Source organism: Pseudomonas sp. LABIM340, assembly GCF_040017195.2.
GTDB lineage: Bacteria > Pseudomonadota > Gammaproteobacteria > Pseudomonadales > Pseudomonadaceae > Pseudomonas.
This window is the reverse complement of sequence record NZ_CM200227.1, coordinates 1,095,767-1,120,733: the sequence shown is the minus strand read 5'-3', so window position 1 is coordinate 1,120,733 and position 24,967 is coordinate 1,095,767. Positions and strand designations below refer to the sequence as shown.

Sequence of the window (24,967 nt, the reverse complement as noted above, 5' to 3'; positions counted from 1 at the left end):
GAGCGCTCATTGGCGCTCCTTTGTCTTATCGATCGCTTAACGCCTCACCGGGCGTTTCTGCAGCTTACGTTGCAATGTGCGCCGGTGCATACCCAGCGCTCGGGCGGTCGCGGAGATGTTGCCGTCATGTTCGGCAAGCACGCGCTGGATATGTTCCCACTGCAGGCGGTCGACCGACATGGGGTTTTCCGGCACCAGGGATTCCAGGTCGGCATGTTGCGACAACAGTGCGGTGAGCACATCGTCGGCATCGGCCGGCTTGCACAGGTAGTTGGTGGCGCCGCGCTTGATGGCTTCCACCGCGGTGGCGATGCTGGAATAGCCGGTGAGGATCACCACGCGCATCTCGGCGTCGAGCTCGAGCAGCTTGGGCAGCAGCACCAGGCCGGAGTCGCCGTCCATCTTCAGGTCCAGCACGGCGTAGTCGGGCAGATCTTCCTTGGCCATGGCCAGGCCTTCCTCGGCGGAGCCGGCGACCGACACCCGCAACCCGCGACGGGTCATGGCGCGGGCCATGACGCGGGTAAAGGTGGCATCGTCGTCCACCAGCAGCAGGTGGGGCTGCTCTTCGCCTTCGAACAGGATCTCTTCGCTCATGGTACTTCCTCGCGGGCGCGGCTATCAGGCCACGCCATAGCTTCTGGGCAGACGCAACTCGGTCAGAGTGCCGCCATCTTCATGGTTATACAACTTCACCGTTCCACCCGCTCGGGTCACGCTGGCCTGGCTGAGGAACAACCCCAGGCCAAAGCCCTTGCCCTTGGTGGTGAAGAACGGCTTGCCGAGCTGTTCGGCAATGGCCAGCGGCACGCCCGGGCCCTGGTCGCGGATGCTCAGGCAGATTTCACCGGCATCCCAGTCCAGGCGGATATCCAGATCGTCCGGACAGGCGTCCGTCGCGTTATTCAGAAGATTCAGCAGCGCCTGGCTCAGGTCGGTCGGCGGAGTCATCCGCGGCGCCTTGCCCTTGCCCAGCGTCTGGTAGCGATAGCTCGCCTCGGGGCGCATCAGATGCCAGCGACGCAGCACCGATTCAACCCATTCGTTGGCGCCCTGCTCTTCCACCGCCTGGCGACGATCCGCCTCGGCGGCACGTACCAGATGCTGAAGCGTGGTCTTGCAGAGCTTGACCTGCTCCTGCAGCAGGGCGAGATCTTCCTGCAACATCGGCTGGTCCGCATTGGTCTGGCGCAACTCCTTGAGCAATACACTCATGGTTGCCAGCGGCGTGCCCAGCTCATGGGCAGCGCCGGCAGCCTGGGTGGCGACAGCCAGCAGTTGCTGGTCGCGCATGCCTTCCTCGCGGCGTTGCGCCTGCAGTTGCTCCTGCCGACGCAGCGACTCGGACATGCGGGCGACGAAGAAGGTGATCAGCGCGGCGGCCAGCGCGAAGCTCAGCCACATGCCGTAGATCAGCAGGTTGTCGCGCTGCCCGGCAGCCATCTCCAGCGGGTGGAACCACACCAGCAGCACCGTGTAGCTGGCCAGCGCGAGGCCGGCCAGGGCGATGGTGTACAGCCACGGCAAGGTCGCCGCGGCGATGGTCAGCGGCACCAGGTAATAGGAGACGAAGGGGTTGCTCGAACCGCCCGAGTAATAGAGCAGCACGCTGTGGATGACCAGGTCGCAAGCGAGCTGGACGGCGTACTCGAGCTCGGTGACCGGCCACGGACCGCGCAGGCGCAGCGCAGTACCCAGGCACAGCACGAGGGAGACGCCGATGGTCACGCCCAGCGCCAGCCAGGGCAGCTGGATCAGCTGGGCCTTGTAGGCGAGCCCGACGGAACCGGCCTGGGCGGCAAGGACGAGAATACGGATAAGCGTCAGATGCAGAAGGTTCTGACGACTGGCGGACAGCTGGAAAACCGGTGGGCGCATGGTGAATTCCGGAATTTGCGCGAGTATAGCCAAGAGCCCCCTCCCCTTAATGCGGCATAGCGCCACAGCATACTCCAGCGCGCCCTGTGACGGCCGCCGCAGCCCGAAACAAATGGTGACATCCGTCATTAACCCGAATCCGAACCCATCCTCGTCAAAGGGTCTGACAGTCCTCGCCACTGCCTCTACTAAGCTGTGGCCCGGACATTTTCTGGAGCAAGGAGTCATCCATGTCTGTACTGAAGAAACCCTTCACCGCCATCGCCGCCGCCATCGCCCTGTGCGCCACCAGCCTGGGAGCCCTGGCAGACGAACCTCGCTACAACCAGGTTTCGCTGCGCGCCGAGGTCAGCCAGGAAGTCGCCCACGACCTGATGCACGTGACCCTGTTCAGTGAAGGCCAGGGCACCGACCCGGCCAAGCTCGCCGCCGAGACCACCACCGCGATGAACGCGGCGGTCGAGCAGGCGCGCAAGGTGAAAGGCGTGACCGTCAGCCTGGGCAGCCGCAGCAGCTACCCGGTGTATGACGACAAGGGGCAGAAGATCACCGCCTGGCGCGAGCGCGCGGAAATCCGCCTGGAGAGCACCGACTTCGCCGCCCTCTCCCAGCTCAGCGCTGACCTGCTGGGCAAGCTGAAGATGGGCAGCATGAACTTCAGCATCGCCGACGCCACCCGCGCGAAGAACGAGGACGCGATGATGAAAGGCGCTGTGGACGCCTTCAAGGCCCGCGCCCAGGTGCTCACCGACGCGCTCGGTGGCAAGGGTTACAAGCTGGTCAGCCTGAACCTGAACACCTCCGGCACGCCGCGCCCGATGCCGGTGATGCGCATGGCAGCGATGAAGGCCGATAGCTATGGCGGCGCCCCGGCGCAGGAAATCGAAGCCGGCACCAGCCAGGTCATCGTCAGCGCCGACGGCACGATCGAGGTGCAGATGCCGTAACACCCTCGGCCCCTTCCAGCGCGGCGCTTCCTTGGACCGGGGCGCCGCCGCCCGACCGCACGGTTCCCATTGTCGAAATTGCGACATTCCCTTGCACTCGCGTCACAACTTCTACACTCATCCCCGCCAGCCGCTTGCGCCCGGCATGTGCCGTGCATAGCTTCACGCAACGCAGCTCACGAGGCTGCCCCTCGATGACAACCAGAATAAACAGAGGTCCGTATGCGTAAGAACGCCGTCATCCGCTCCATGATTGCCGCTGGGCTGATCGCCAGCGCCCCGCTCGCCCACGCCGCCAACAACCTGGTCTACTGCTCCGAAGGCAGCCCCGCGGGCTTCGACCCCGGCCAGTACACCACCGGCACCGACTTCGACGCCTCGGCCGAGACGGTCTTCAACCGCCTCACCCAGTTCGAGCGCGGCGGCACCCAGGTCATCCCGGGCCTGGCGGAAAAGTGGGACGTATCCGATGACGGCAAGACCTACACCTTCCACCTGCGTTCTGGCGTGAAGTTCCACACCACCGAGTACTTCAAGCCGACCCGCGAGTTCAACGCCGACGACGTGCTGTTCACCTTCAACCGCATGCTCGACAAGAACCACCCGTTCCGTAAGGCGTACCAGACCGAATTCCCCTACTTCACCGACATGGGCATGGACGCGAACATTGCCAAGGTGGAGAAGGTCGACGACCACACCGTCAAGTTCACACTCAACGAAGTCGACGCCGCGTTCATCCAGAACCTGGCCATGAGCTTCGCCTCGATCCAGTCCGGCGAGTACGCCGACCAGTTGCTCAAGCAGGGCAAGGCCGCCGACATCAACCAGAAGCCGATCGGCACCGGCCCGTTCGTGTTCAGTCGCTACCAGAAGGACGCGATGATCCGCTTCAAGGCCAACCCGGATTACTGGAACAAGGGCGAGGTGAAGATCGACAATCTGATCTTCGCGATCAATACCGACGCTTCGGTGCGCATGCAGAAGCTCAAGGCCAACGAGTGCCAGATCACCCTCTTCCCGCGCCCCGCCGACCTGGAAGCGCTGAAGAAGGATGCAAACCTGAACATGCCGTCGCAGCCGGGCTTCAACCTCGGCTACATCGCCTACAACGTCCTGCACAAGCCGTTCGACAAGCTCGAAGTGCGTGAGGCGCTGGACATGGCGGTGAACAAGAAGGCAATCATCGACGCCGTCTACCAGGGCGCCGGCCAGCTGGCCGTGAATGGCATGCCGCCGACCCAGTGGTCCTACGACGACACTATCAAGGACGCCGGCTACAACCCGGAAAAGGCCAAGGAACTGCTGAAGAAGGCCGGCGTGCCCGAAGGCACCGAGATCACCCTGTGGGCCATGCCGGTGCAGCGCCCCTACAACCCCAACGCCAAGCTGATGGCCGAGATGCTGCAGTCCGACTGGGCCAAGGTCGGTATCAAGGCGAAGATCGTCACCTACGAGTGGGGCGAGTACATCAAGCGCGCCAAGGGCGGCGAGCACGACGCCATGCTGATCGGCTGGAGCGGCGACAACGGTGACCCGGACAACTGGCTGGGCACCCTCTACGGCTGCGACGCGGTGGACGGCAACAACTTCTCCAAGTGGTGCGACCCGGCCTACGACAAGCTGATCAAGGATGCCAAGCGCACCCCGGACCAGGCCAAGCGCACCGAGCTGTACAAGCAGGCCCAGCACATTCTCAAGGAGCAGGTGCCGATCACCCCGATCGCCCACTCCACCGTGTACCAGCCGATGCGCAAGACGGTGCAGGACTTCAAGATCAGCCCGTTCGCGCTGAACTCGTTCTACGGCGTCAGCGTAGGCAAGTAAGGCCAGCGGCCGCCGGGTGTCCCGGCGGCCCTTTCTTCCGGCAGCCGCCGTGCGCAAAGCGCTCATCCGCCTGACCCTCGCCAGCCTGCTCGGCTGCGCGCCGGCATTCGGCCAATCCCTGGTGGTCTGCACCGAGGCCAGCCCGGAAGGGTTCGACATCACCCAGTACACCGCCGCCACCACCGCCGATGCTTCGGCGGAAACCGTCTTCGAGCGCCTGGTGCAGTTCGCCCCCGGCAGCACCCGCGTGGTGCCCGCGCTGGCCCAGAGCTGGGAGATCAGCGACGACGGCCTGCAGTACACCTTCGCCCTGCGCCAGGGCGTGAAATTCCACAGCACCGACTACTTCACCCCGACCCGCGAGTTCGACGCCGACGATGTGCTCTGGAGCTTCCAGCGCCAGCTCGACCCGAAACATCCGTGGAACAAGCTGGCCCCGCGCGGCTTCCCCTACGCCGAGGCCATGGGCCTGCCCGGCCTGATCAGCGCGGTGGAAAAGCTCGACGACCACCACGTGCGCTTCACCCTCAGGCATCCGGAGGCGCCCTTCCTCGCCGACCTGGCAATGGGCTTCGCCTCCATCTATTCCGCCGAGTACGGCGACCTGCTGCTGGCCGCCGAGAAGGCCGACCAGCTGAACAACCTGCCCATCGGCACCGGGCCCTTCGTCTTCCAGCGCTACCAGAAGGACGCCCAGGTGCGCTTCAACGCCAATCCCGACTACTGGGCCGGCAAGCCGAAGATCGACCGCCTGCTGCTGGCGATCACTCCGGATCCGAACGTGCGCATCCAGAAGGTCAAGGCCGGCGACTGCCAGATCGCCGTCTACCCCAAGCCCACCGACGTGCCCGCGCTGCGCCTGGACCCGAAGCTGACGGTCGAGGAACTGGATTCGCTGCTGGTCGCTTATGTCGGCATCAATACCCGGCACAAGCCGCTGGACGACGTGCGCGTGCGCCAGGCGATCAACCTCGCCTTCGACCGCAACGCCTACCTGCGCGCGCAGTTTGGCGAGGGGGCCGCAACACTGGCTGTGGCGCCCTATCCGCCGACGCTGTGGGGCTCCGATCCGCAACTCAAGGTCTGGCCCCACGACCCGGCGCGGGCGAAACAGCTGCTGGATGATGCGGGCATCAAGCCCGGCCTGAAACTGTCGATCTGGACCCGCCCTGGCGGCGGGCCGACCAACCCCAACCCCGGCATCGGCGCGCAGATGCTGCAGAACGACCTGGAGCAGATCGGCATCCAGGCGGAGATTCGCGTGTTCGAGTGGGGCGAGCTGATCAAGCGCGCCAAGCAGGGCGAGCACGACCTGATCTTCATGGGCTGGGCCGGCGACAACGGCGACCCAGACAACTTCCTCACGCCGAACCTGTCCTGCGCCGCCGCCAGGAGTGGCGAGAACCAGGCGGGCTGGTGCAACGCGGAATTCGACGAATTGCTGCGCAAGGCCCGCGCCATCACCGATCAGGAAGCCCGTGCGGGCCTCTACCGCCAGGCGCTGGCGATCTACCAGCGCGAAGCGCCGTGGATCGCCCTGGCGTACCCGAAGCAGTTCGCCGTGGTGCGGCCGGGGGTGAGCGGTTTCACCCTGAGCCCGCTGGGGTCGAACAATTTCTCACGGGTTGAACTCGCGCCCTGACTGTAGGAGCGCGCCATGCGCGCGATCGCGGGCTTAGCCCGCTCCTACACCAAACTTCAGGCCTCCAGGCCGAAGGGATCGTCCACCGAATGACTCGGCTGGGTGAACCAGCGCGGGCCTTCCACCGTCAGGTAGAAGTGGTCCTCCAGACGGATGCCGAACTCCCCCGGCACGCAGATCATCGGCTCGTTGCTGAAGCACATGCCGACGTCCAGCGGCGTGCTGTCGCCGCGCACCAGGTACGGACCTTCGTGGATATCCAGGCCGATACCGTGGCCAGTGCGATGCGGCAGGCCCGGCAGCGCGTAGTCCGGCCCGAGGCCACCAGCCTCCAGGCAACGGCGGGCGGCGGCGTCCACCTGCTCGCAGGGTTCACCCAGCACAGCGGCGTCGAACGCAGCCTGCTGCGCGGCCTTCTCCAGATCCCACAGCTCACGCTGGCGTGCGCTGGGCGAGCCGAACACGTAGCTGCGGGTGATATCCGAGTTGTAACCGAAGAGCTGGCAGCCCGTGTCGATCAGCACCATGTCGCCTTCACGCAACGGGCGCGGTTGGCGCACGCCGTGGGGGAAGGCGCTGTCCTCGCCGAACAACACGATGCAGAAAGTGGAGCCCGGTGCGCCAACCTGCCGGTGCGCTGCCTCGATGAAGCGCGTCACCTCGGTGGTACTAATGCCCTCGCGCAGGATGCTCGCGGCGGCCTTGTGCACTTCCAGGGTCATGTCCTTCGCCCTCTGCATCAGCGCCAGCTCCGCCGGCGACTTGCAGCGACGGCACTGCTCGATCAGCGCACCGGCGTCCACCAGTTGCAGCATGCTCGTCGCCTGGCGCAGGCGCTCGTACATGCCAAACGGCAGGCTGTGGGAAAGGCCGACCCGCGCGCCTTCGCGCACTTCGATCTCCGCCAGCATTCCGGCCAGCAGGGTGAACGGGCTTTCATGCTCGGCCCAAACGCTGATGCTGCCGGGCAGCACCTGCAGATCACGCACCGTGCCTTCCTCGAAGGCCGGGGCGATGTAGCGCACCTCGCCCCGCGCCGGTACCAGCGCGCCCACCAGGCGTTCGCTGGGGCTCCACTTCAGGCCGGTGAAATAGACCAGCGAGCTACCGGCATCGACGAATACCGCCGAGATTTCCCGCGCCTGCATCAGCTGCTGCAGGTGCGTGATGCGCGCCTGGTATTCCTCGAGCGCAATGGGGCGAGCGCCGGCCGTCATGACCTGCAATTTCGCCAGCGCCTGCTCGGGGCTCACGCCCCCAACTCCCAATGTCATGCGACTCTCCCGAGGAATGGATGAAACGACGTGAAATTTAAGCAGCACTGAAATTTCCGGTCAAAGGCTTTTCGGTGTCCGCGCCCCTTGTGGTCGATTTTCCATCCGCTGATGGCGCGATGCTTCCACCGGGCGACGACACTGGTATGCTGCCGGCGTCCCACAAGAGCCTTGCCAATGTCCGCAGATCGTATCGGAGAACGCCTGCGCCGTTATCGGCGCGCAGCGAAGAAGACCCTGAACCAGGTGGCCGCCGAATCCGGCCTGACCGCCAGCTTCCTGTCCCAGGCCGAGCGCAATCTCACCGGCGTCTCGCTGTCTTCACTGGCCAGCATCGCCAAGGCGCTGGACGTGCCGCTCAACGCCCTCTTCGACTCTCCGCAGCAGATCCCGCCGGACTCGCACCAGGGCGAGCGCGTGCGCTACACCATCGAAGGCCAGCCGCTGAGCTACGAACGACTGTCCAGCAGCTTCCCCGGCAACCAGCTGAACGCGGTGAAGGTGACGGTCCCGGTGGGCTACGAATCCGAACTGATCACCCACGACGGCTCGGAATTCGCCTACGTCCTCACCGGGCGGATCGCCTACGACATCGATGGCCACACCTACCCGCTGGGCCCCGGCGACTCCGTACACTTCGACTCCGGCAAGCGTCACTGCCTGCGCAATGTCGGTGACAGCGTGGCGGAAATGCTCACCGTCACCACCCTTCCGCTGTTCGGCGAACATCCCGCCAGCTGATTCACAGACCCGCAAGATTTTCAGTGCCACTGAATTTTAAGTTGAACTAAATTTCAGCCTGACTTAACTTCGGCGCGGCATGACCGGGCACAGCCCGGCCATGAATGGATAGGCCTTATCCGGACCAGTCCGCCCAGGCCGGCTGCAAACCCCATCGGTTCGCCGGCCCCCTCAGAAGAACAAGAATGAGGTCAGGCAATGCGCAAGATGCGACGTAATCCCCTGCACGCACTCGCCTTCGGCGGGCTGCTGCTCGCCGGCTCCGCGGCCCAGGCCGCCTCCAGCCTGGTGTACTGCTCCGAAGGCAGCCCGGCAGGTTTCGACCCCGGCCAGTACACCACCGGCACCGATTACGACGCCACCTCGGAAACCCTGTTCAACCGCCTCGTGCAGTTCCAGCGTGGCGGCACCGAAGCCCAGCCGGCCCTGGCGCAAAGCTGGGAAACCTCCGCCGACGGCAAGACCTGGACCTTCCACCTGCGCCCGGGTGTGAAGTTTCACACCACCGACTACTTCAAGCCGACCCGCGAATTCAACGCCGACGACGTGCTGTTCACCTTCAACCGCATGCTCGACAAGGAGCAGCCGTTCCGCAAGGCGTACCCCACCGAGTTCCCGTACTTCACCGACATGGGCCTGGACCGCAACATCGCCAGGGTCGGCAAGGTCGACGAGCACACCGTGACCTTCACCCTGAACGAGGTCGACGCGGCCTTCGTGCAGAACCTGGCAATGAACTTCGCAGTGATCCAGTCCGCCGAATACGCCGACCAGCTGCTCAGGCAGGGCAAGCCCCGCGAGATCAACCAGAAGCCCATCGGCACCGGCCCCTTCGTGTTCAGCCGCTACCAGAAGGACGCGATGATCCGCTTCAAGGGCAACCGGGATTACTGGAAGCCCGAGGACGTGAAGGTCGACAACCTGGTCTTCGCCATCAACACCGATGCGTCGGTGCGCATGCAGAAGCTCAAGGCCGGCGAATGCCAGATCACCCTGAACCCGCGCCCGGCGGACCTCGAAGCGCTGAAGCAGGACCCGAACCTGAACATGCCCTCGCAGCCGGGTTTCAACCTCGGCTACCTGGCCTACAACGTCACCCACGCCCCGCTGGACAAGACCGACGTGCGCCGCGCGCTGGACATGGCGCTGAACAAGCAGGCGATCATCGACGCGATCTACCAGGGCGCCGGCCAGCTGGCCGTGAACGCGATGCCCCCGACCCAGTGGTCCTATGACCAATCGATCAAGGGCCAGGCCTACGATCCGGAGCAGGCCAAGGCGCTACTGAAGAAAGCCGGCATCGCCGAAGGCACCGAAATCACCCTGTGGGCGATGCCCGTGCAACGCCCGTACAACCCCAACGCCAAGCTGATGGCCGAGATGATCCAGGCCGACTGGGCCAAGGTCGGCATCAAGGCGAAGATCGTCACCTACGAGTGGGGCGAGTACATCAAGCGCGCCCATGCCGGCGAGCACGACGCCATGCTGTTCGGCTGGACCGGCGACAACGGCGACCCGGACAACTGGCTGGGCACTCTCTACGGCTGCGACTCGGTGAGCGGCAACAACGTCTCCAAGTGGTGCGACGCCGACTACGACAAACTGGTGCGCCAGGCCAAGGCCACCACCGACCACGACCAGCGCGTGGCCCTCTACCAGAAGGCCCAGCAGCTCCTCGCGCAACAGCTGCCGATCAGCCCCATCGCCCACTCCACCGTCTACCAGCCCATGCGCAAGTCGGTGCAAGGCTTCCTGATCAGCCCCTTCGGGCGCAATTCCTTCTACGGCGTGGCCAACCAGCCCTGATCGCCGACAGGACAGCGGCGGCCACGGCCGCCTGAACGCCAGCCCGGCACAGACCGGGCGGCACACCCCGCCTTCCCTTCCGCCTGCCGGCTCCCCCATCTCTCCGATGGGTGGAGGGGATGCATTCGTTGCTAGGAAAACCGACAACAACAAGGAGCAACTCATGCAGCATCACGTACTCACCCGCACGCTACTGGCACTGGCCGTCTGCAGCGCACCGCTGGGCCAGGCATTCGCCGGCGAAGACGACCTGCCGCCGGACGAGGCCCGCCGCGACGCCGAAGTCGTGGTCAAGGGCCAGGCCGGTGCGAAAGGCTTCGCCGAAGGCCAGAGCCTGACCTTCAGCACCCGCAACTTCGCCGCCCGCGAACAGATGAAGGACAGCTTCCACTTCAACATCAAGAAGGACGGCTACACCGAGCCGACCCACAGCCGCTACACCTGGACCCAGGGCAGCCAGCTCAAGTACAGCTCCGGCTACACCCAGGGCACCGTGGGCGTCGGCCTGGACGCCGCCGCCTTCAACGAGGTCGCCCTGGAGCGCGGCCACGGGCGCATCGCCGGCGGCGGCACGCGCACCCTGACCGACAGCGACGGCGATGCCGTGGGGCAATGGTCGAAGATGGGACTGGCCAGCGTGAAGCTGCGCGCCTCCGAGACCGTGCTGCGCGCCGGCCGTCAGCAGACCGAGAACCCGGTGTTCAACATCAACGACAACCGCGCCCTGCCCTCGTCCTTCGATGGCGTCAGCCTGCTCAGCGAAGAGCTCGAAGGCCTCGAAGTGCAGGCCGGCGGCTTCACCCGTGCCAGCCCGCGCACCGGCTCCGGCCACGAAGGCCTGACCACCGAGTACGGCGCACAGGACTTCACCGGCAGCAGCTTCAGCTACCTCGGCGGCAGCTACCAGGTCATGAAGGACCTCAAGCTCACCGCCTACGGCGCGCACTTCCAGGACATCTGGAACCAGTACTACTTCGGTGCCTCCCATGATCTGGGCGACCCGTCCAGCCTGGCGCTGAACACCAGCCTGAACTACTACCACACCGGCGACAGCGGCGAGCGCAAGGCCGGCTACATCGACAACGATGCCTACAGCCTTGCCTTCACCCTCACCCACGGCGCCCATGCCGTGCTGCTGGGTTGGCAGCAGATCCGTGGCGACGAGTACTTCGACTACGTGCACGAGACTGCGGCCATCTACCTGGCCAACTCCCTGCTCTCCGACTACAACGGTCCCAACGAAAAGTCCCTGCAGCTGCGCTACAGCACCGACTGGGCGGGCTTCGGCGTGCCCGGCCTGACCACCATGGCGTGGTACGCCAAGGGCTGGGGCATCGACGGCACCCACTACGACGGCGACTGCAATGGCGTCAGCGGCTACGACGTCCGCAACATGGATGATGAAAAGCACCACGAACTCGGCCTCTCCACCGGCTACACGCTGCAGGGCGGCCCACTCAAGAGCAGCAGCTTCCGCCTGACCTACATGAAGCATCTGGCCAGCCAGAACCAGGCGGACGGCAGCGTCAACGAAATCCGCCTGGTCAGCAACTTCCCCTTCAACCTGCTGTAAGGAGAACCGGCATGCCCATCCCGCGTTTGATTCCCCTTCTGCTCGCGCTCGGCAGCGGCACCGCCCTGGCGCAGAACCTGGTGGTCTGCACCGAGGCGAGCCCGGAAGGGTTCGACATCGTCCAGTACACCGGCGCGGTCACCGCCGATGCCAGCGGCCAGACCGTCTTCAATCGTCTGGCTGACTTCCGCCCCGGCACCACCGAAGTGGTGCCTTCGCTGGCGCAAAGCTGGGAGGTCAGCCCCGACGGGCTGACCTACACCTTCCACCTGCGCCCGGACGTGAAGTTCCATACCACCGACTACTTCAAGCCCACGCGCGCCCTCAACGCCGACGACGTGCTCTGGACCTTTCAGCGTCCACTCGACCCGAAGCACCCCTGGCATGATTCGTCCGCGCGCGGCTATGCCTACTTCGACGCCATGGGCATGCGCGATCTGATCAAGTCGGTGGAGAAGGTCGATGACCTCACCGTACGCTTCACACTGAACCATCCGGAGTCGCCGTTCCTGGCCGACATGGCGATGGACTTCGCCTCCATCTACTCGGCCGAGTACGGCGACCAGTTGCTGGCCGCCGGTAAACAAGGGCAGCTCAACAACCTGCCCATCGGCACCGGCCCTTTCGTTTTCAACCGCTATGCCAAGGATGCCCAGGTGCGCTTCCGTGCCAACCCGGACTACTTCGGCGGCAAGCCGAAGATCGACAACCTGATCTTCGCCATCACCCCGGACTCCAACGTCCGGCTGCAGAAGATCCGCCGCAACGAGTGCCAGATCGCGCTCTACCCCAAACCGTCGGACGTGCCTGGCCTCGAACAGGACAAGAACCTCGCCGTGGACAGTATCGACGCGCTGCTCACGACCTACGTCGCCCTGAATACCCGGCACAAACCGCTGGACGACGTGCGCGTGCGCCAGGCCATCAACCTGGCGTTCGACAAGAAAGCCATGCTGGATGCCGTCTACGGTGCCGGTGCGGCCACGCCGGCCATCAATCCGTACCCTGCCACCCTGCTGGGTTATGACAAAGACATCCAGGACTGGCCGCACGATCCGGAGCGCGCCAGGGCGCTGCTCAAGGAAGCGGGCGTGGAGAACCTCAAGCTGACCCTGTTCACCCGCAACGGCAGCTCCTCGACCATCCCCAATGCGGCGCAAATGGCACAGATGCTGCAGTCGGATCTGGCCAAGGTGGGCATCACGCTGGATATCCGCACACTGGAGTTCGGTGAGCTGATCAAGCGCATCAAGGCCGGCGAGCACGACCTCTCGCTCTATGGCGGCTGGGCCGGCGACAACGGCGACCCGGACAACTTCCTCTCGCCCAACCTGAGCTGTGCGGCAGCGAAATCAGGCGAAAACCATGCTTTCTGGTGCGATCAGGGCTTCGAAACGCTGATCCAGGAAGCTCGCCAGACCAGCGACAACGCAAAACGGGCGGAACTTTACAAAAAGGCGACATCCATATTCCACGAGCAGGCCCCATGGATTCCCCTGGCACATCCTAAGCTGTTCAATGTGCGCCGCAGCAATGTCTCGGGCTACACCATCAGTCCGCTGACAAAAAACAACTTCGCCGACGTTCAGATCCAGTAACCGGCAAAGTCATAAGAAACCGGCGCCTGTCGTGATCCGACGGGTAGCCGCTCGGTGAGGAGCCCCCAAACACCATGCTCAGTTTCATCGCACGCCGATTCGGTCTGCTGATCCCGACCTTCTTCGGCGTCACCCTGCTTACCTTCGCGCTGATCCGCCTGATTCCGGGCGACCCCGTGGAAGTGATGATGGGTGAACGCCGCGTCGATCCGCAGATGCATGCCGAGGCCATGCACCGCCTGGGGCTCGACAAGCCCCTCTACCAGCAGTACCTCGACTACGTAGGCAACCTCGCCCAGGGCAACCTCGGCGAGTCGCTGACCACCCGCGACAGCGTCTGGCACGAGTTCCTCACCCTCTTCCCCGCGACCCTCGAACTGTCCCTGGCCGCCCTGCTGTTCGCCGGCGTCTTCGGTCTGCTCGCCGGGGTGATCGCCGCCTTGAAGCGAGGCTCGCTGTTCGACCACGGGGTGATGACCATCTCCCTGGCCGGCTATTCGATGCCGATCTTCTGGTGGGGCCTGATCCTCATCATGCTGTTCTCCGTTTCCCTGGGCTGGACGCCGGTCTCCGGGCGCCTGGACCTGCTCTACGACATCGAGCCGAAGACCGGCTTCATGCTCATCGACACGCTGCTCTCGGATGAAGAAGGCGCCTTCATGGACGCCGTGCGCCACCTGATCCTGCCGGCCATCGTCCTGGGCACCATCCCGCTGGCGGTGATCGCCCGGATGACCCGCTCCTCGATGCTCGAAGTGCTGCGCGAGGACTACGTGCGCACCGCCCGCGCCAAGGGCCTGTCGCCGGCCCGCGTGGTGTTCGTGCACGCCCTGCGCAACGCCATGATCCCGGTGCTCACCGTGTTCGGCCTGCAGGTCGGCACGCTGCTCGCCGGTGCGGTACTGACCGAGACCATCTTCTCCTGGCCCGGCATCGGCAAATGGCTGATCGACGCCATCGGCCGCCGCGACTACCCGGTGGTGCAGAACGGCATCCTGCTGGTGGCGACCCTGGTGATCCTGGTGAACTTCATCGTGGACATCCTCTACGGCCTCGCCAACCCACGCATCCGTCACCAACGCTGAGGAGCCGACGCCATGAATGCCAACGCCAAAGCTCCCGCCAGCGACCCGAGCCTGGTCTACCCGTCCCCGCTGAAAGAATTCTGGCATGCCTTCTCGCGCAACAAGGGCGCGGTCGGCGGCCTGCTGTTCATGCTGGTCATCGTGTTCTGCGCGCTGTTCGCACCGTGGGTCGCGCCCCATGACCCGAGCGAGCAGTTCCGCGACTTCCTGCTCACCCCGCCGCTCTGGCTCGAAGGCGGCAACTCGCAGTTCCTGCTGGGCACCGACGAGCTGGGCCGCGACCTGCTCTCGCGCCTGATGCACGGCGCGCGGCTGTCGCTGATGATCGGCCTGACCTCGGTACTGATCTCGATGATCCCCGGCATCTTCCTCGGCCTGCTCGCCGGCTTCTCGCCGACCCGACTGGGCCCGGTGATCATGCGCCTGATGGACATCATGCTGGCGCTGCCCTCGCTGCTGCTGGCGGTGGCCATCGTCGCCATCCTCGGCCCTGGCCTGATCAATACCGTGATCGCCATCGCCATCGTCTCGCTGCCGGCCTACGTGCGCCTTACCCGCGCCGCCGTGATGGGCGAACTGAACCGCGACTACGTCACTGCCTCGCGCCTCGCCGGCGCCGGCACCCTGCGCCTGATGTTCGTCACCGTGCTGCCCAACTGCATGGCGCCGCTGATCGTGCAGGCCACGCTGAGCTTCTCCTCGGCGATCCTCGACGCCGCTGCCCTGGGCTTCCTCGGCCTGGGCGTGCAACCGCCGACGCCCGAGTGGGGCACCATGCTGGCCTCCGCGCGCGACTACATCGAGCGCGCCTGGTGGGTCGTCTCGCTGCCCGGCCTGACCATCCTGCTCAGCGTGCTGGCAATCAACCTGATGGGCGACGGCCTGCGCGATGCGCTGGACCCGAAGCTGAAGAACGCGGCGTGAGGACAGTGACCATGCACAGCCTCAAGATCGCCAACGACAACAAGAGAAGCCTGATGGAGACCGCCGTATGAGCCTCCTCGACCTGCGCAATCTTTCGGTCCGCTTCGGCGACCGCAACGCCATCCCGGTAGTGGACGGCCTCGACCTCTCGGTGGACAAGGGCGAAGTCCTGGCCATCGTCGGCGAATCCGGTTCCGGCAAGTCGGTGACCATGATGGCGCTGATGGGCCTGATCGACGCCCCCGGCATCATCACCGCCGACACCATGCAGTTCGATGGTACCGACATGCTCCGCCTGAAGGGCCGCGAGCGGCGGCGCATCGTCGGCAAGGACATCGCCATGGTCTTCCAGGACCCGATGACCGCCCTCAACCCCAGCTTCACCGTCGGCTACCAGATCGAGGAAGTGCTCAAGCTGCACCTCGGCCTGCGCGGCAAGGCCCTGCGCCAGCGCGCCCTGGAACTGCTCGAACGGGTGGAAATCCCCGGCGCTGCGCAGCGTCTGGATGCCTACCCACACCAGCTGTCCGGCGGCATGAGCCAGCGCGTCGCGATCGCCATGGCGATTGCCGGCGAGCCCAAGCTGCTGATCGCCGACGAGCCCACCACCGCGCTGGACGTGACTATCCAGGCGCAGATCATGGAGCTGCTGCTGAACCTGCAGCGCGACCAGGGGATGGCGCTGATCCTGATCACCCACGACCTCGCCGTGGTCGCCGAGACCGCCCAGCGCGTCTGCGTGATGTACGCCGGGCAAGCGGTGGAGATCGGCGAGGTGCCGGCGCTGTTCGACCTGCCCACCCACCCGTACACCGAGGCACTGCTCAAGGCGATCCCCGAGCACAGCGCCGGCGAGGAACGCCTGGCCACCCTGCCCGGCATCGTCCCCGGCAAGTACGACCGCCCGCAGGGCTGCCTGCTGTCGCCGCGCTGCCCCTACGTGCAGGACCACTGCCGCAGCGTTCGGCCAGCCCTGGAAGCCCATGAGCGCGGCGCCGTGCGCTGCTTCTACCCGCTCAACCTGAACACCGAGGTGGCCCGATGAGCGCCGTCCTGACCGCCCGCGACCTGACCCGTCACTACGAAATATCCCAGGGCCTGTTCAAGCCGCACGCCCTGGTCCGTGCGCTGAATGGCGTGTCCTTCGACCTGCAGGCCGGCAAGACCCTCGCCGTGGTCGGCGAGTCCGGCTGCGGCAAGTCCACTCTCGCCCGTGCGCTGACCCTGATCGAGGAGCCCACCTCCGGCTCCCTGCAGATCGCCGGCCACGAGGTGAAAGGCGCCGACCACGACACCCGCAAGCAACTGCGCCGCGACGTGCAGATGGTCTTCCAGAACCCCTACGCCTCGCTCAACCCGCGGCAGAAGATCGGTGACCAACTGGCCGAGCCGCTGGTCATCAACACCAGCCTGTCCCGCGCCGAACGCCGCGAGCGCGTGCAGGCGATGATGAAGCAGGTCGGCCTGCGCCCCGAGCACTACCAGCGCTACCCGCACATGTTCTCCGGCGGCCAGCGCCAGCGCATCGCCCTGGCCCGCGCCATGATGCTGCGGCCCAAAGTGCTGGTGGCGGACGAGCCGACCTCGGCGCTGGACGTGTCGATCCAGGCGCAGGTGCTCAACCTGTTCATGGACCTGCAGCAGGAGTTCGGCACCGCCTACGTGTTCATCTCCCACAACCTCGCCGTGGTCCGCCACGTGGCCGACGACGTGCTGGTGATGTACCTCGGCCGCCCGGCGGAAATGGGCCCGGCGGACAAGCTCTACGAGCGCCCGCTGCACCCCTACACCCAGGCGCTGCTGTCGGCGACCCCGGCCATCCACCCCGACCCGGACAAGCCCAAGATCAAGATCCAGGGCGAACTCCCCAACCCGCTCAGCCCGCCCACCGGCTGCACCTTCCACAAGCGCTGCCCGTATGCGACCGAGCGCTGCAAGACCGAGGTGCCGGAACTGCGCCTGCTCGATGAGCGCCAGGTGGCCTGCCACCATGCGGAGCAGTTCCTGAACTGATGCGAAACGGGCCGGTCATAGGCCGGCCCCTCTTTCGGAAACAGCGGCGTCCTACGACGCAGCCGGAACAGGCCTATCGCCTGATCCAGACGATCCCGCCAGGGTGGCACCCCGCCACTGCCTGCACGCCGTGGCCGTTATCCACAGGGCCACTATCCTCCATGCTGCTGTTCTACCTTCTGCTCATCCTCGTCACCGCCATCGTCGCCAACGTCCAGTTGCACAAGTGGAAGCGTCAGCGACGGATGGACGTGCGCGCGGCCGTGAAGTCGCGGAAGAAACCAGCGGCGAAGAAGAAAGCGCCAGCGGAGGACGTCGAACTCGACGAAATCGACTGGGACGGTCTCGATCAGGAGGAGCTGGATTTCAGTGCGACGCCCCCGCCAGCGCCAAAGCCGCCGCCCGCTCCAGTTCGTGCCAAAGCCCCCACGCAGTTGCCGGCTGAGGCCAAACCGAAGGTCGAGCCCAAAGACGAATTCTTCGCCCTGGAACGGGCACTGCCACCGGGACAACTGACGGCCGCCCAGCGCGACGAAGCCATGGCGCATTTGCTCAAGACCAGCCTGCACATCCCCACTCCGGAACCCGGCGAGAAGCATGTGGTGTTGGACATGGACGACGGCAGCTATGTGCCGGTCGCCACGCACCCGGCAGCAGCGGCCATCGCCCTCGGGCATCTCGCCGAGAGCCTGCAACAACGCAAGGGCGCACAACTGCTGCGTGAGTTGCGCGGCAAGGACCTGGGCCTGCTGGTGGTCGCGCGCAACCCGCAGAAACCCTCGGTGGCGAGGCTGTGGAAAATCCAGCCGGAAGACCTCTGATCCGCGCCTCTACAAATCGCGGATCAGCGCCAGACGCACGCCGAAGCCCAGCAGGATGCCGCCGAAGCCCCACTGCTGAACGCGCTGCATCGTCCGGTGCCGCGCCAGCCAGCGGCCCATGCGCTCGCCGCTGACCGCATAGAAGCTGTCGAAACCCAGCCCGACCACCACCAGCACGCTACCCAGCAGCGCGAACTGCAACGCCAGCGGGCCGTTCTGCGGATGGATGAACTGCGGCAACAGCACCGAACAGAACAGCAGCGCCTTGGGGTTGAGCAGATTGGTCAGCAGGCCCCGGCGGAAGGCGCGCCGATAGCTGACTGTGGATAACCCTGCCGCGCCGGTCGCCACCGGCAAACCCACCGGCGCGCGCAGCAATTGCAGGCCGATCCACGCCAGGTAGAGGCCGCCGCCGATGCGTACGACATCGAAGGTCCAGGGCGCGGTGCGAAACAGCAGCGCCAGCCCGGTTGCCGCCAGGGCGACGTGGCAGCCACGGGCCAAGCCCAGCCCCAGGGCCGTTGCCAGAGCGGCCCGGCAGCCGTCGCGGGCCCCCGTGTGCAGCAGGAGAATCATGTCCGGCCCCGGCAGCAAGTAGACCATCGCCAAGGCCAGCAGGAAGACGCCGATATCCACAAGAGCCACTCCGAAGAAGTCATCGCGGATAGGGATTCTATGCCTGAAGGCCGAGGCAGGTGCTTGCGTATTCAACCAGTCTGACGCTAACAATTGGCATATCCTGCCAATCTCCCATCCATTGAATAGCCACTCATGCCAAATCCAAGACTGGACGCCTACGACCACCGCATCCTCGCCGCCCTGCAGCGCGATGGCCGGCTGACCAACGTGCAGCTCGCCGAGGAGATCGGCCTCTCACCCTCCCCCTGCCTGCGCCGGGTGCGCCTGCTGGAAGAGGCCGGGATGATCCGTGGTTACCACGCGGAGCTGGGCCGCGACGAAGTCGGCCTGGGCCTGACCGTGTTCGTCGGGGTGAAGGTGGAGCGTCACAGCGACACCAGCGCCGCCGCCTTCCGCCAGGCCGTGATCGACCTGCCGGAAGTCATCTCGGTGCACCTGGTCAGCGGCGAGTCGGACTTCCTCCTGCAAGTGGTGCTGCCCGACCTGCGCGCCTACGAGCAGTTCCTCACCGGCACCCTGCTCAAGCTGCCGGGCGTCAGCGACATTCGCAGCAACTTCGCCATCCAGACGGTGAAGGAGTCGGCGCCCCTGCCGCTGCGCCACCTGCCGAAATAGCGAAGATTGCGCGCGCGCCGCCGTGCGCCTATCATTCGCACCCTTCCCATCCACCGACAGCAAAGGAGAGACATCATGCAAACACTGATCACCCTTTGCAGGTCGCGTCTGGCGTAATCGCTTCCCCGCCGCCCCTTTGGCGGCATTGCATTGCCCGGCTCCGGCCTGCCCCCATCCTCTTTTTTCGTTTCATTCCTCATGGGATTGGACAATGGGCAATTGCATCCAAAATCTGTCCGACGGCATCACCCTGATCGCCGCGGACGACACCTGGATCGAAGGTAAAGCGATCCAGCAACTTGAAACCACCGCCCGCCTGCCGGGCATGCAGCGTGTCGCCGGCATGCCGGACCTGCACCCTGGTCGCGGCTACCCGATCGGCGCGGCGTTCTTCTCCACCGGCCGCCTGTACCCAGCGCTGGTGGGCAACGACATCGGCTGCGGCATGGCGCTGTGGCGCACCGATATCGCTACCGCCAAACTGAACCTGGACAAACTGGAAAAGCGCCTGGGCAACCTCGACGGCCCGCTGGACGACGACTGGAGCGAGCGCATTGCAAGCTTCGGCCTGCCGCCCTGCGACCACGAGCATTCGCTGGGCACCATCGGCGGCGGCAACCACTTCGCCGAGCTGCAGCAACTCGACCAGCTCTACGACCAAGTCGCCGTCGAAGCCCTCGGCCTCGACCGGCGGCACCTGCTCCTGCTGGTGCACAGCGGTTCGCGCGGCCTGGGCGAAGCCATCCTGCGCGAGCAGGTGGACCGCTTCAGCCACCAGGGCCTGGAACAAGGCACCGACGAGTGCGCGCATTACCTGGCTCGCCACGACGGCGCGCTGCGTTTCGCCGAAGCCAACCGCCAACTGATCGCCCTGCGCATGCTCGACCGCCTGCGGGCGGACGGTGCGCAGGTGCTGGACGTGAACCACAACCTCGTCAGCCCGGCGCAGGTCGACGGCGTCGACGGCTGGCTGCATCGCAAGGGCGCGACGCCGGCGGATCGCGGGGTGATGGTCATCCCCGGCTCCCGTGGCGACTACAGCTACCTGGTGGAGCCGGTCGCCGATCCGCGCAGCCTCTTCTCCCTCGCCCATGGCGCGGGTCGCAAGTGGATGCGCAGCGAGTGCAAGGACCGACTCTCGGCGCGCTACCGCGTCGAGCAGCTGGCCCGTACTGCGCTCGGCAGCCGGGTGATCTGCGGCGATCGCGGACTCATCTACGAGGAGGCGCCGGAAGCCTACAAGGCCATCGACTCGGTGGTCGGCGCGCTGCGTGAAGCGGGGCTGCTGCGGGTACTGGCGCGGCTGAAGCCGGTGCTGACCTACAAGACCCGCGGGGAGTGCTGCTGATGATCCTGCTGCAACTTTCCGCGGCCCAGGGGCCGGACGAATGCGCACTGGCCGTGGCCAAGGCCCTGCAGCGACTGCTGCGCGAAGCCGAAGCCAAGGGCGCCGAGGTGCGCGTGATCGAGGAGGAAGCCGGCCCTCGCCGGGGCACCCTGCTCTCGGTGCTGCTGGCGCTGGAGGGCGACTCGGCGGCAACCCTGGCCGAGGGCTGGAGCGGCACCCTGCAATGGGTCTGCGCCAGCCCTTACCGGCCCAACCACGGACGCAAGAACTGGTACTTCGGCGGCGCGCGGTTCAACGCGCCGCCGGCCAGCCTCGAAGGTGAAGTGCGCTTCGAAACCCTGCGCTCCTCCGGCCCCGGCGGGCAGCACGTCAACACCACCGACTCGGCAGTGCGCGCCACCCACGTCGCCAGCGGCCTGAGCGTGAAGGTGCAGAGCGAACGCAGCCAGCACGCCAACAAGCGCCTGGCGCTGCTGCTGATCGCCCGCAAGCTGGAGGAACGCGCGGAGCAGGCGAGCAGCGAACTGCGCGCCGAACGCCGGCTGGTGCATCACCACCTGGAACGCGGCAATCCGCGCCGGGTGTTTCACGGTGAACGCTTCGAGGGCTGATGTCAGCCTGAGAAGAAGCGCAGGAACGCGCGCAGGTCAGCCTGCGCCTGTTCCACGCTTGCCGGGGCGAACCGCACTTGGCTGTGCGCCGGGCATTGCGCCAGTCGGCCGATGTCCAGCGGGTGCAGCACGCCCAGCAGCGGGTAGCCACCCATGCTCTGGCGGTCCGCCAACAGGACAATCGGCTGGCCATCCGGCGGCACCTGGATGGCGCCTTCCACTATCCCCAACGACCACTGCCGGCGAGGCGCGCTCAGCGCTTCGCCGCGCAGTCGCACGCCCATGCGATCGGATTGCGGGCTGACCTGCCAGCGCTGTTCGAAGAACGCCTGGCGCTGGTCCTCGCTGAAGGCATCCGGGCCGGGCAGCACGCGCAGTGTCGGGGCCTCGCGGTAGTCCGGCCGATAAGGCCAGGGCACGCTGGCGCCGCGAGTGAAACGTTCGCCATGGGCTGCGCATTCCAGCAGATCGTCGGCGGCGAGCAGCTGGCCATTGCCGGCAAGACCGCCGAGTCTTTCCCGTGCCTGGGTCGCGACGCTGCCCAGTATCGGCTCCGCTTCGAAGCCTCCGGCAGCGGCGAGATAAGCCCGTTGTCCAGAGCGAGCGAAGCCCAGCTTCAGGCGCTGCCCACCCCGTACTCGAAAGCGAGACCACCCCAGCAGCGGCTCACCATCGAGCGTCACCGGCAACTCGGCGCCGGTCAGCGCCAGCCAGGTGTCCGCCTGCACTTCCAGCTCCACCCCGCCGAGCGCGATTTCCAGCAAAGGCGCGCCTGGCGCGTTGCCGAGCAGGCGATTGGCCCAGACCGCCGCGTGTATATCCACAGGGCCGCCGGGCGATACGCCCAGGTGCTGCCAGCCTCGCCGGCCGCCGTCCTGCAGCAGGCACAGCGGGCCGCAGGCGATGACTTTCAGGCTCATGGCTCGCCTCCGGCCGCACGATAAGCCGCCTCATCGATAGGCACGAAGCGCACGCGATCGCCCACCGCCAACGGGCAAGGCGGCTGCTGATGGGGATCGAACAAGCGCTGCGCAGTGCGACCGAGCAGATGCCAGCCACCGGGCGAGACCTGTGGATAAACCGCCGTCTGCCGCTCGGCAATCGCCAGGCTGCCGGCGGGCACGTGCGTGCGCGGCGTGGCCCGGCGCGGCAGGGCGAGGCGTTGGTCCAGCTCACCGAGATAGGCGAAGCCGGGGGCGAAGCCGATGGCGCCGACGCGATAGTCGCGGCCGGCGTGCAGGTCGATCACCAGGGACGTACTGAGCCCGCAAAGACGGGCGATCTCCACAAGGTCCTCACCGGCGTACCACACGGCGATCTCATGCAGGCACCCGGCATCGTTCGCCAAGGCGCCGCCGGGCCACTCCGCCAGCACAGCTTGCACGCGGCTCTGCAATTGCGGGAGGTCGATGCGCAGCAGGTCGTAATGCAGCAACAGCGTGGTCCAGCCCGGCACACAATCCGTCAGCGCCGCGCCCAGCTCGGTGCGCAGGCGCTCGGCCAGTCGGGCGATGCGCAGCGGCAGCGCGTCGCCGGGCTGCTCGGCGAGGGTGATCAGCAGCGCCGTGGCGCCGAAGGCTTCGACGCGGATCATGCCTGGTCCAGCAGGCCACGCAGGCGCCGCAGCACCGCCAGGGATTCGGGGTTGTCGCCATGCACGCAGAGGCTGTCGGCGCGCAGCTGCAGCGGGTTGCCGTCGATATCCGGGAAGGGCTCGCCACGGGCGATGGCCAGGGCCTGGTCGAGGATACGCTGCGGCTCGTGGTGCACGGCGTTGGCCAGCCGGCGCGGGGCGAGCTGGCCATCAGGCAGGTAGGCACGATCGGCGAAGGCTTCGAACATCAGCGGCACGTCGGCGGCGTCAGCCAGTTGCAGCTCGCGGTTGTTGTCGGCCAGGGCCAGCACCATCAGCGGCAGGCGCTTGCGGTAGGCGGCGCAGGCATCGAGCACCGCGGCGAGCAGCGCATCATCGCGCACCAGGTCGTTGTACAGCGCGCCGTGGGGCTTCACGTAGGCCACCTGGGTGCCGGCGGCGCGGCAAAAGGCGTCCAGCGCGCCGATCTGGTAGAGCACCAGGGCGTGGACTTCCTCGGACGAACAGTTCATGTGCCGGCGGCCGAAGCCGGCCAGGTCCGGGTAGGCGGGGTGCGCGCCGATGCTGACGCCCTGCTCCACCGCCAGGCGGACGGTGCGCTGCATGGTCAGCGGGTCGCCCGCGTGGTACCCACAGGCGAGGTTGGCCTGGTCGATCAGCGGCATGGCATGGGTGTCGTCGCCCATGCGCCAGGCACCGAAGCTTTCGCCCATGTCGCAGTTCAGCAGGATTGGCGTGGTGCGCTCGGTCATCGGTCTGTCCCGGTTTCGATCAGTGCACAGGTTACTGCACCGACTGGCCTTTGGCCTTCGGAGAATACTCAGTCACGCTCAGGAGGAGTACCATTCCGCCTCTAGACCCGTGGAAATCTCCCCCCGAATGATCAAAGCCGCCATCCTGGCCGCCTTCGGCCTGAGCATCGTTTATGTCCACCTGCGTGGGCGGGTGCGCCACAAGTTCACGCGCCAGCTGAGCGACCACTCCAGCTTCCTGGCGCCGATCAACTGCCTCATGTACCTGTTCTCACGGGTGCCGAGCCAGCCGTACCTGGCGACCGACGAATTCCCCGAGATGCGCCTGCTTGCCGACAACTGGGAAGCCATCCGCAGCGAAGCCCTGCACCTGCGCGACGCCGGTAGCATCAAGCGTTCCGACCAGCTCAACGACGTGGGTTTCAACTCCTTCTTCAAGACTGGCTGGAAGCGCTTCTACCTCAAGTGGTACGACGACAGTCACCCGTCCGCCGACGCCCTGTGCCCGAAGACCACCGAGCTGCTGCGGCAGATTCCGTCGGTGAAGGCGGCGATGTTCGCCGAACTGCCGCCGGGCTCGCGCCTGGTGCGCCACCGCGACCCCTACGCCGGTTCGCTGCGCTACCACCTGGGCCTGCTGACACCGAATGATCCGGGCTGCTTCATCGAGGTGGACGGCGAGCGCTACCACTGGCGTGACGGCGAGGCGGTGGTGTTCGACGAGACCTACATCCACTACGCCGAGAACACCACGGACCACGACCGGGTGATCCTCTTCTGCGACATCGAGCGGCCGCTGAAATACGGCTGGGTGACGGCCTTCAACCGCTGGTTCAGCCGCAACGTGATGGCCGCAGCCGCCTCGCCCAACGACGCGGGCGACAAGACCGGCGGCATCAACCGCGCTTTCGCTTCGCTGTACAAGATCCGCCTGCATGGCAAGGCCCTGAAGAAGCGCAACCGCAAGCTGTACTACCTGCAGAAGTGGGGCTTCTTCGCGGCGGTGCTGGCGCTGTTCTTGTGGATATGAGCCGCGCCTGAGATCAAAAAGGCCTCCGCATTGGCGGGGGCCTTTTTGTTTGCGGACCGTTCAAGACATCGTGGACCGATCCGTTTGCAGGCGCATCGCTGGCCGCGAAATCCGCAGGTACCGGCGACGGCTGTGCGGAACGCCAACGCCGGCCGTGCCGGCGGGTCGCGGGCATGGCCCGCTCCTACAGGATCAGGCCAGCGCGGGGCATTTGATCCTGCAGGAGCGGACTCCGTCCGCGATGGGCTCCCC

Annotated in this window: 23 protein-coding genes; 16 read left to right on the top strand and 7 right to left on the bottom strand. The window is 66.1% G+C overall.

The genetic code is table 11. From position 1 onward, the window contains the following. Positions 1–36: 36 nt before the first annotated feature. Both ABKS89_RS05415 and ABKS89_RS05410 read right to left on the bottom strand, forming a co-directional pair. Positions 37–597: a response regulator transcription factor gene (locus ABKS89_RS05415; RefSeq protein ID WP_081517431.1), complete on the bottom strand. Its 561-nt coding sequence runs from the start codon at positions 595–597 to the stop codon at positions 37–39. Positions 598–621: 24 nt separating this feature from the next. Beyond that, positions 622–1,878 carry an ATP-binding protein gene (locus tag ABKS89_RS05410; protein WP_045209553.1) on the bottom strand — a complete coding sequence of 419 codons (1,257 nt, stop codon included), beginning with the start codon at positions 1,876–1,878 and terminating at the stop codon, positions 622–624. 230 nt (positions 1,879–2,108) lie between these two features. Between ABKS89_RS05410 and ABKS89_RS05405 the strand changes: the two genes are divergently transcribed. From ABKS89_RS05405 to ABKS89_RS05395, 3 genes are all read left to right on the top strand, one after another. Continuing rightward, entirely contained in the window at positions 2,109–2,825 is a 717-nt protein-coding gene (locus ABKS89_RS05405; RefSeq protein ID WP_348588063.1) for an SIMPL domain-containing protein, read from the top strand. 222 nt (positions 2,826–3,047) lie between these two features. Then, positions 3,048–4,649 (top strand): ABC transporter substrate-binding protein, encoded by a 1,602-nt coding sequence (locus ABKS89_RS05400; protein ID WP_138212254.1) that lies wholly within the window; start codon positions 3,048–3,050, stop codon positions 4,647–4,649. Positions 4,650–4,698: 49 nt separating this feature from the next. Next, entirely contained in the window at positions 4,699–6,291 is a 1,593-nt protein-coding gene (locus ABKS89_RS05395) for an ABC transporter substrate-binding protein (protein ID WP_518300987.1), read from the top strand. A gap of 56 nt (positions 6,292–6,347) precedes the next feature. Here ABKS89_RS05395 and ABKS89_RS05390 read toward each other — a convergent pair whose 3' ends face one another. Next, positions 6,348–7,565, bottom strand: a complete 1,218-nt coding sequence (locus ABKS89_RS05390; RefSeq protein WP_348588064.1) for a M24 family metallopeptidase — start codon at positions 7,563–7,565, stop codon at positions 6,348–6,350. A gap of 177 nt (positions 7,566–7,742) precedes the next feature. On the opposite strand from ABKS89_RS05390, the gene ABKS89_RS05385 reads away from it, so the two are divergent. From ABKS89_RS05385 to ABKS89_RS05345, 9 genes are all read left to right on the top strand, one after another. After that, positions 7,743–8,306 (top strand): helix-turn-helix domain-containing protein, encoded by a 564-nt coding sequence (locus tag ABKS89_RS05385; RefSeq protein ID WP_348588065.1) that lies wholly within the window; start codon positions 7,743–7,745, stop codon positions 8,304–8,306. 198 nt (positions 8,307–8,504) lie between these two features. After that, a complete protein-coding gene (locus tag ABKS89_RS05380; RefSeq protein ID WP_348588066.1) occupies positions 8,505–10,112 on the top strand; it encodes an ABC transporter substrate-binding protein in 1,608 nt (535 codons plus the stop codon). 163 nt (positions 10,113–10,275) lie between these two features. After that, entirely contained in the window at positions 10,276–11,685 is a 1,410-nt protein-coding gene (locus ABKS89_RS05375; protein ID WP_348588067.1) for an OprD family outer membrane porin, read from the top strand. Positions 11,686–11,696: 11 nt separating this feature from the next. Next, positions 11,697–13,283 (top strand): ABC transporter substrate-binding protein, encoded by a 1,587-nt coding sequence (locus tag ABKS89_RS05370; RefSeq protein ID WP_348588068.1) that lies wholly within the window; start codon positions 11,697–11,699, stop codon positions 13,281–13,283. A gap of 74 nt (positions 13,284–13,357) precedes the next feature. Next, positions 13,358–14,368 carry an ABC transporter permease subunit gene (locus tag ABKS89_RS05365; RefSeq protein WP_045209546.1) on the top strand — a complete coding sequence of 337 codons (1,011 nt, stop codon included), beginning with the start codon at positions 13,358–13,360 and terminating at the stop codon, positions 14,366–14,368. A gap of 12 nt (positions 14,369–14,380) precedes the next feature. Beyond that, positions 14,381–15,292: an ABC transporter permease subunit gene (locus ABKS89_RS05360; RefSeq protein WP_081517424.1), complete on the top strand. Its 912-nt coding sequence runs from the start codon at positions 14,381–14,383 to the stop codon at positions 15,290–15,292. Positions 15,293–15,359: 67 nt separating this feature from the next. Then, positions 15,360–16,337: an ABC transporter ATP-binding protein gene (locus tag ABKS89_RS05355; protein ID WP_348588069.1), complete on the top strand. Its 978-nt coding sequence runs from the start codon at positions 15,360–15,362 to the stop codon at positions 16,335–16,337. Then, positions 16,334–17,305, top strand: a complete 972-nt coding sequence (locus ABKS89_RS05350) for a peptide ABC transporter ATP-binding protein (protein ID WP_348588071.1) — start codon at positions 16,334–16,336, stop codon at positions 17,303–17,305. Before ABKS89_RS05355 ends, ABKS89_RS05350 begins: the two co-directional genes overlap by 4 nt. A gap of 161 nt (positions 17,306–17,466) precedes the next feature. After that, positions 17,467–18,126 (top strand): hypothetical protein, encoded by a 660-nt coding sequence (locus tag ABKS89_RS05345; RefSeq protein WP_348588072.1) that lies wholly within the window; start codon positions 17,467–17,469, stop codon positions 18,124–18,126. A 9-nt stretch (positions 18,127–18,135) separates the two neighbouring features. On the opposite strand, the gene ABKS89_RS05340 is transcribed toward ABKS89_RS05345, so the two are convergent. Then, a complete protein-coding gene (locus ABKS89_RS05340) occupies positions 18,136–18,762 on the bottom strand; it encodes a LysE family translocator (protein WP_138212244.1) in 627 nt (208 codons plus the stop codon). A gap of 135 nt (positions 18,763–18,897) precedes the next feature. Here ABKS89_RS05340 and ABKS89_RS05335 point away from each other — a divergent pair, with 135 nt between their 5' ends. From ABKS89_RS05335 to prfH, 3 genes are all read left to right on the top strand, one after another. Then, entirely contained in the window at positions 18,898–19,380 is a 483-nt protein-coding gene (locus tag ABKS89_RS05335) for an Lrp/AsnC family transcriptional regulator (protein WP_138212243.1), read from the top strand. Positions 19,381–19,591: 211 nt separating this feature from the next. Beyond that, on the top strand, positions 19,592–20,728 hold the full coding sequence (locus ABKS89_RS05330) for an RNA ligase RtcB family protein (protein WP_348588073.1): 1,137 nt from the start codon (positions 19,592–19,594) through the stop codon (positions 20,726–20,728). Further along, positions 20,728–21,339, top strand: a complete 612-nt coding sequence (gene prfH, locus ABKS89_RS05325) for a peptide chain release factor H (protein ID WP_348588074.1) — start codon at positions 20,728–20,730, stop codon at positions 21,337–21,339. Before ABKS89_RS05330 ends, prfH begins: the two co-directional genes overlap by 1 nt. Before the next feature lie 2 nt (positions 21,340–21,341). Here prfH and ABKS89_RS05320 read toward each other — a convergent pair whose 3' ends face one another. The 3 genes from ABKS89_RS05320 to ABKS89_RS05310 are packed head-to-tail and all read right to left on the bottom strand — an operon-like array spanning position 21,342 to position 23,685. Continuing rightward, a complete protein-coding gene (locus tag ABKS89_RS05320; protein WP_348588075.1) occupies positions 21,342–22,259 on the bottom strand; it encodes a 5-oxoprolinase subunit C family protein in 918 nt (305 codons plus the stop codon). Then, a complete protein-coding gene (gene pxpB, locus ABKS89_RS05315) occupies positions 22,256–22,933 on the bottom strand; it encodes a 5-oxoprolinase subunit PxpB (protein ID WP_348588076.1) in 678 nt (225 codons plus the stop codon). The genes ABKS89_RS05320 and pxpB overlap by 4 nt, the downstream gene beginning before the upstream one ends. Beyond that, positions 22,930–23,685, bottom strand: a complete 756-nt coding sequence (locus ABKS89_RS05310) for a 5-oxoprolinase subunit PxpA (protein WP_138212238.1) — start codon at positions 23,683–23,685, stop codon at positions 22,930–22,932. Before ABKS89_RS05310 ends, pxpB begins: the two co-directional genes overlap by 4 nt. A 130-nt stretch (positions 23,686–23,815) precedes the next feature. On the opposite strand from ABKS89_RS05310, the gene lpxO reads away from it, so the two are divergent. Next, positions 23,816–24,715 (top strand): lipid A hydroxylase LpxO, encoded by a 900-nt coding sequence (gene lpxO, locus ABKS89_RS05305; protein WP_138212927.1) that lies wholly within the window; start codon positions 23,816–23,818, stop codon positions 24,713–24,715. Positions 24,716–24,967: the final 252 nt, after the last annotated feature.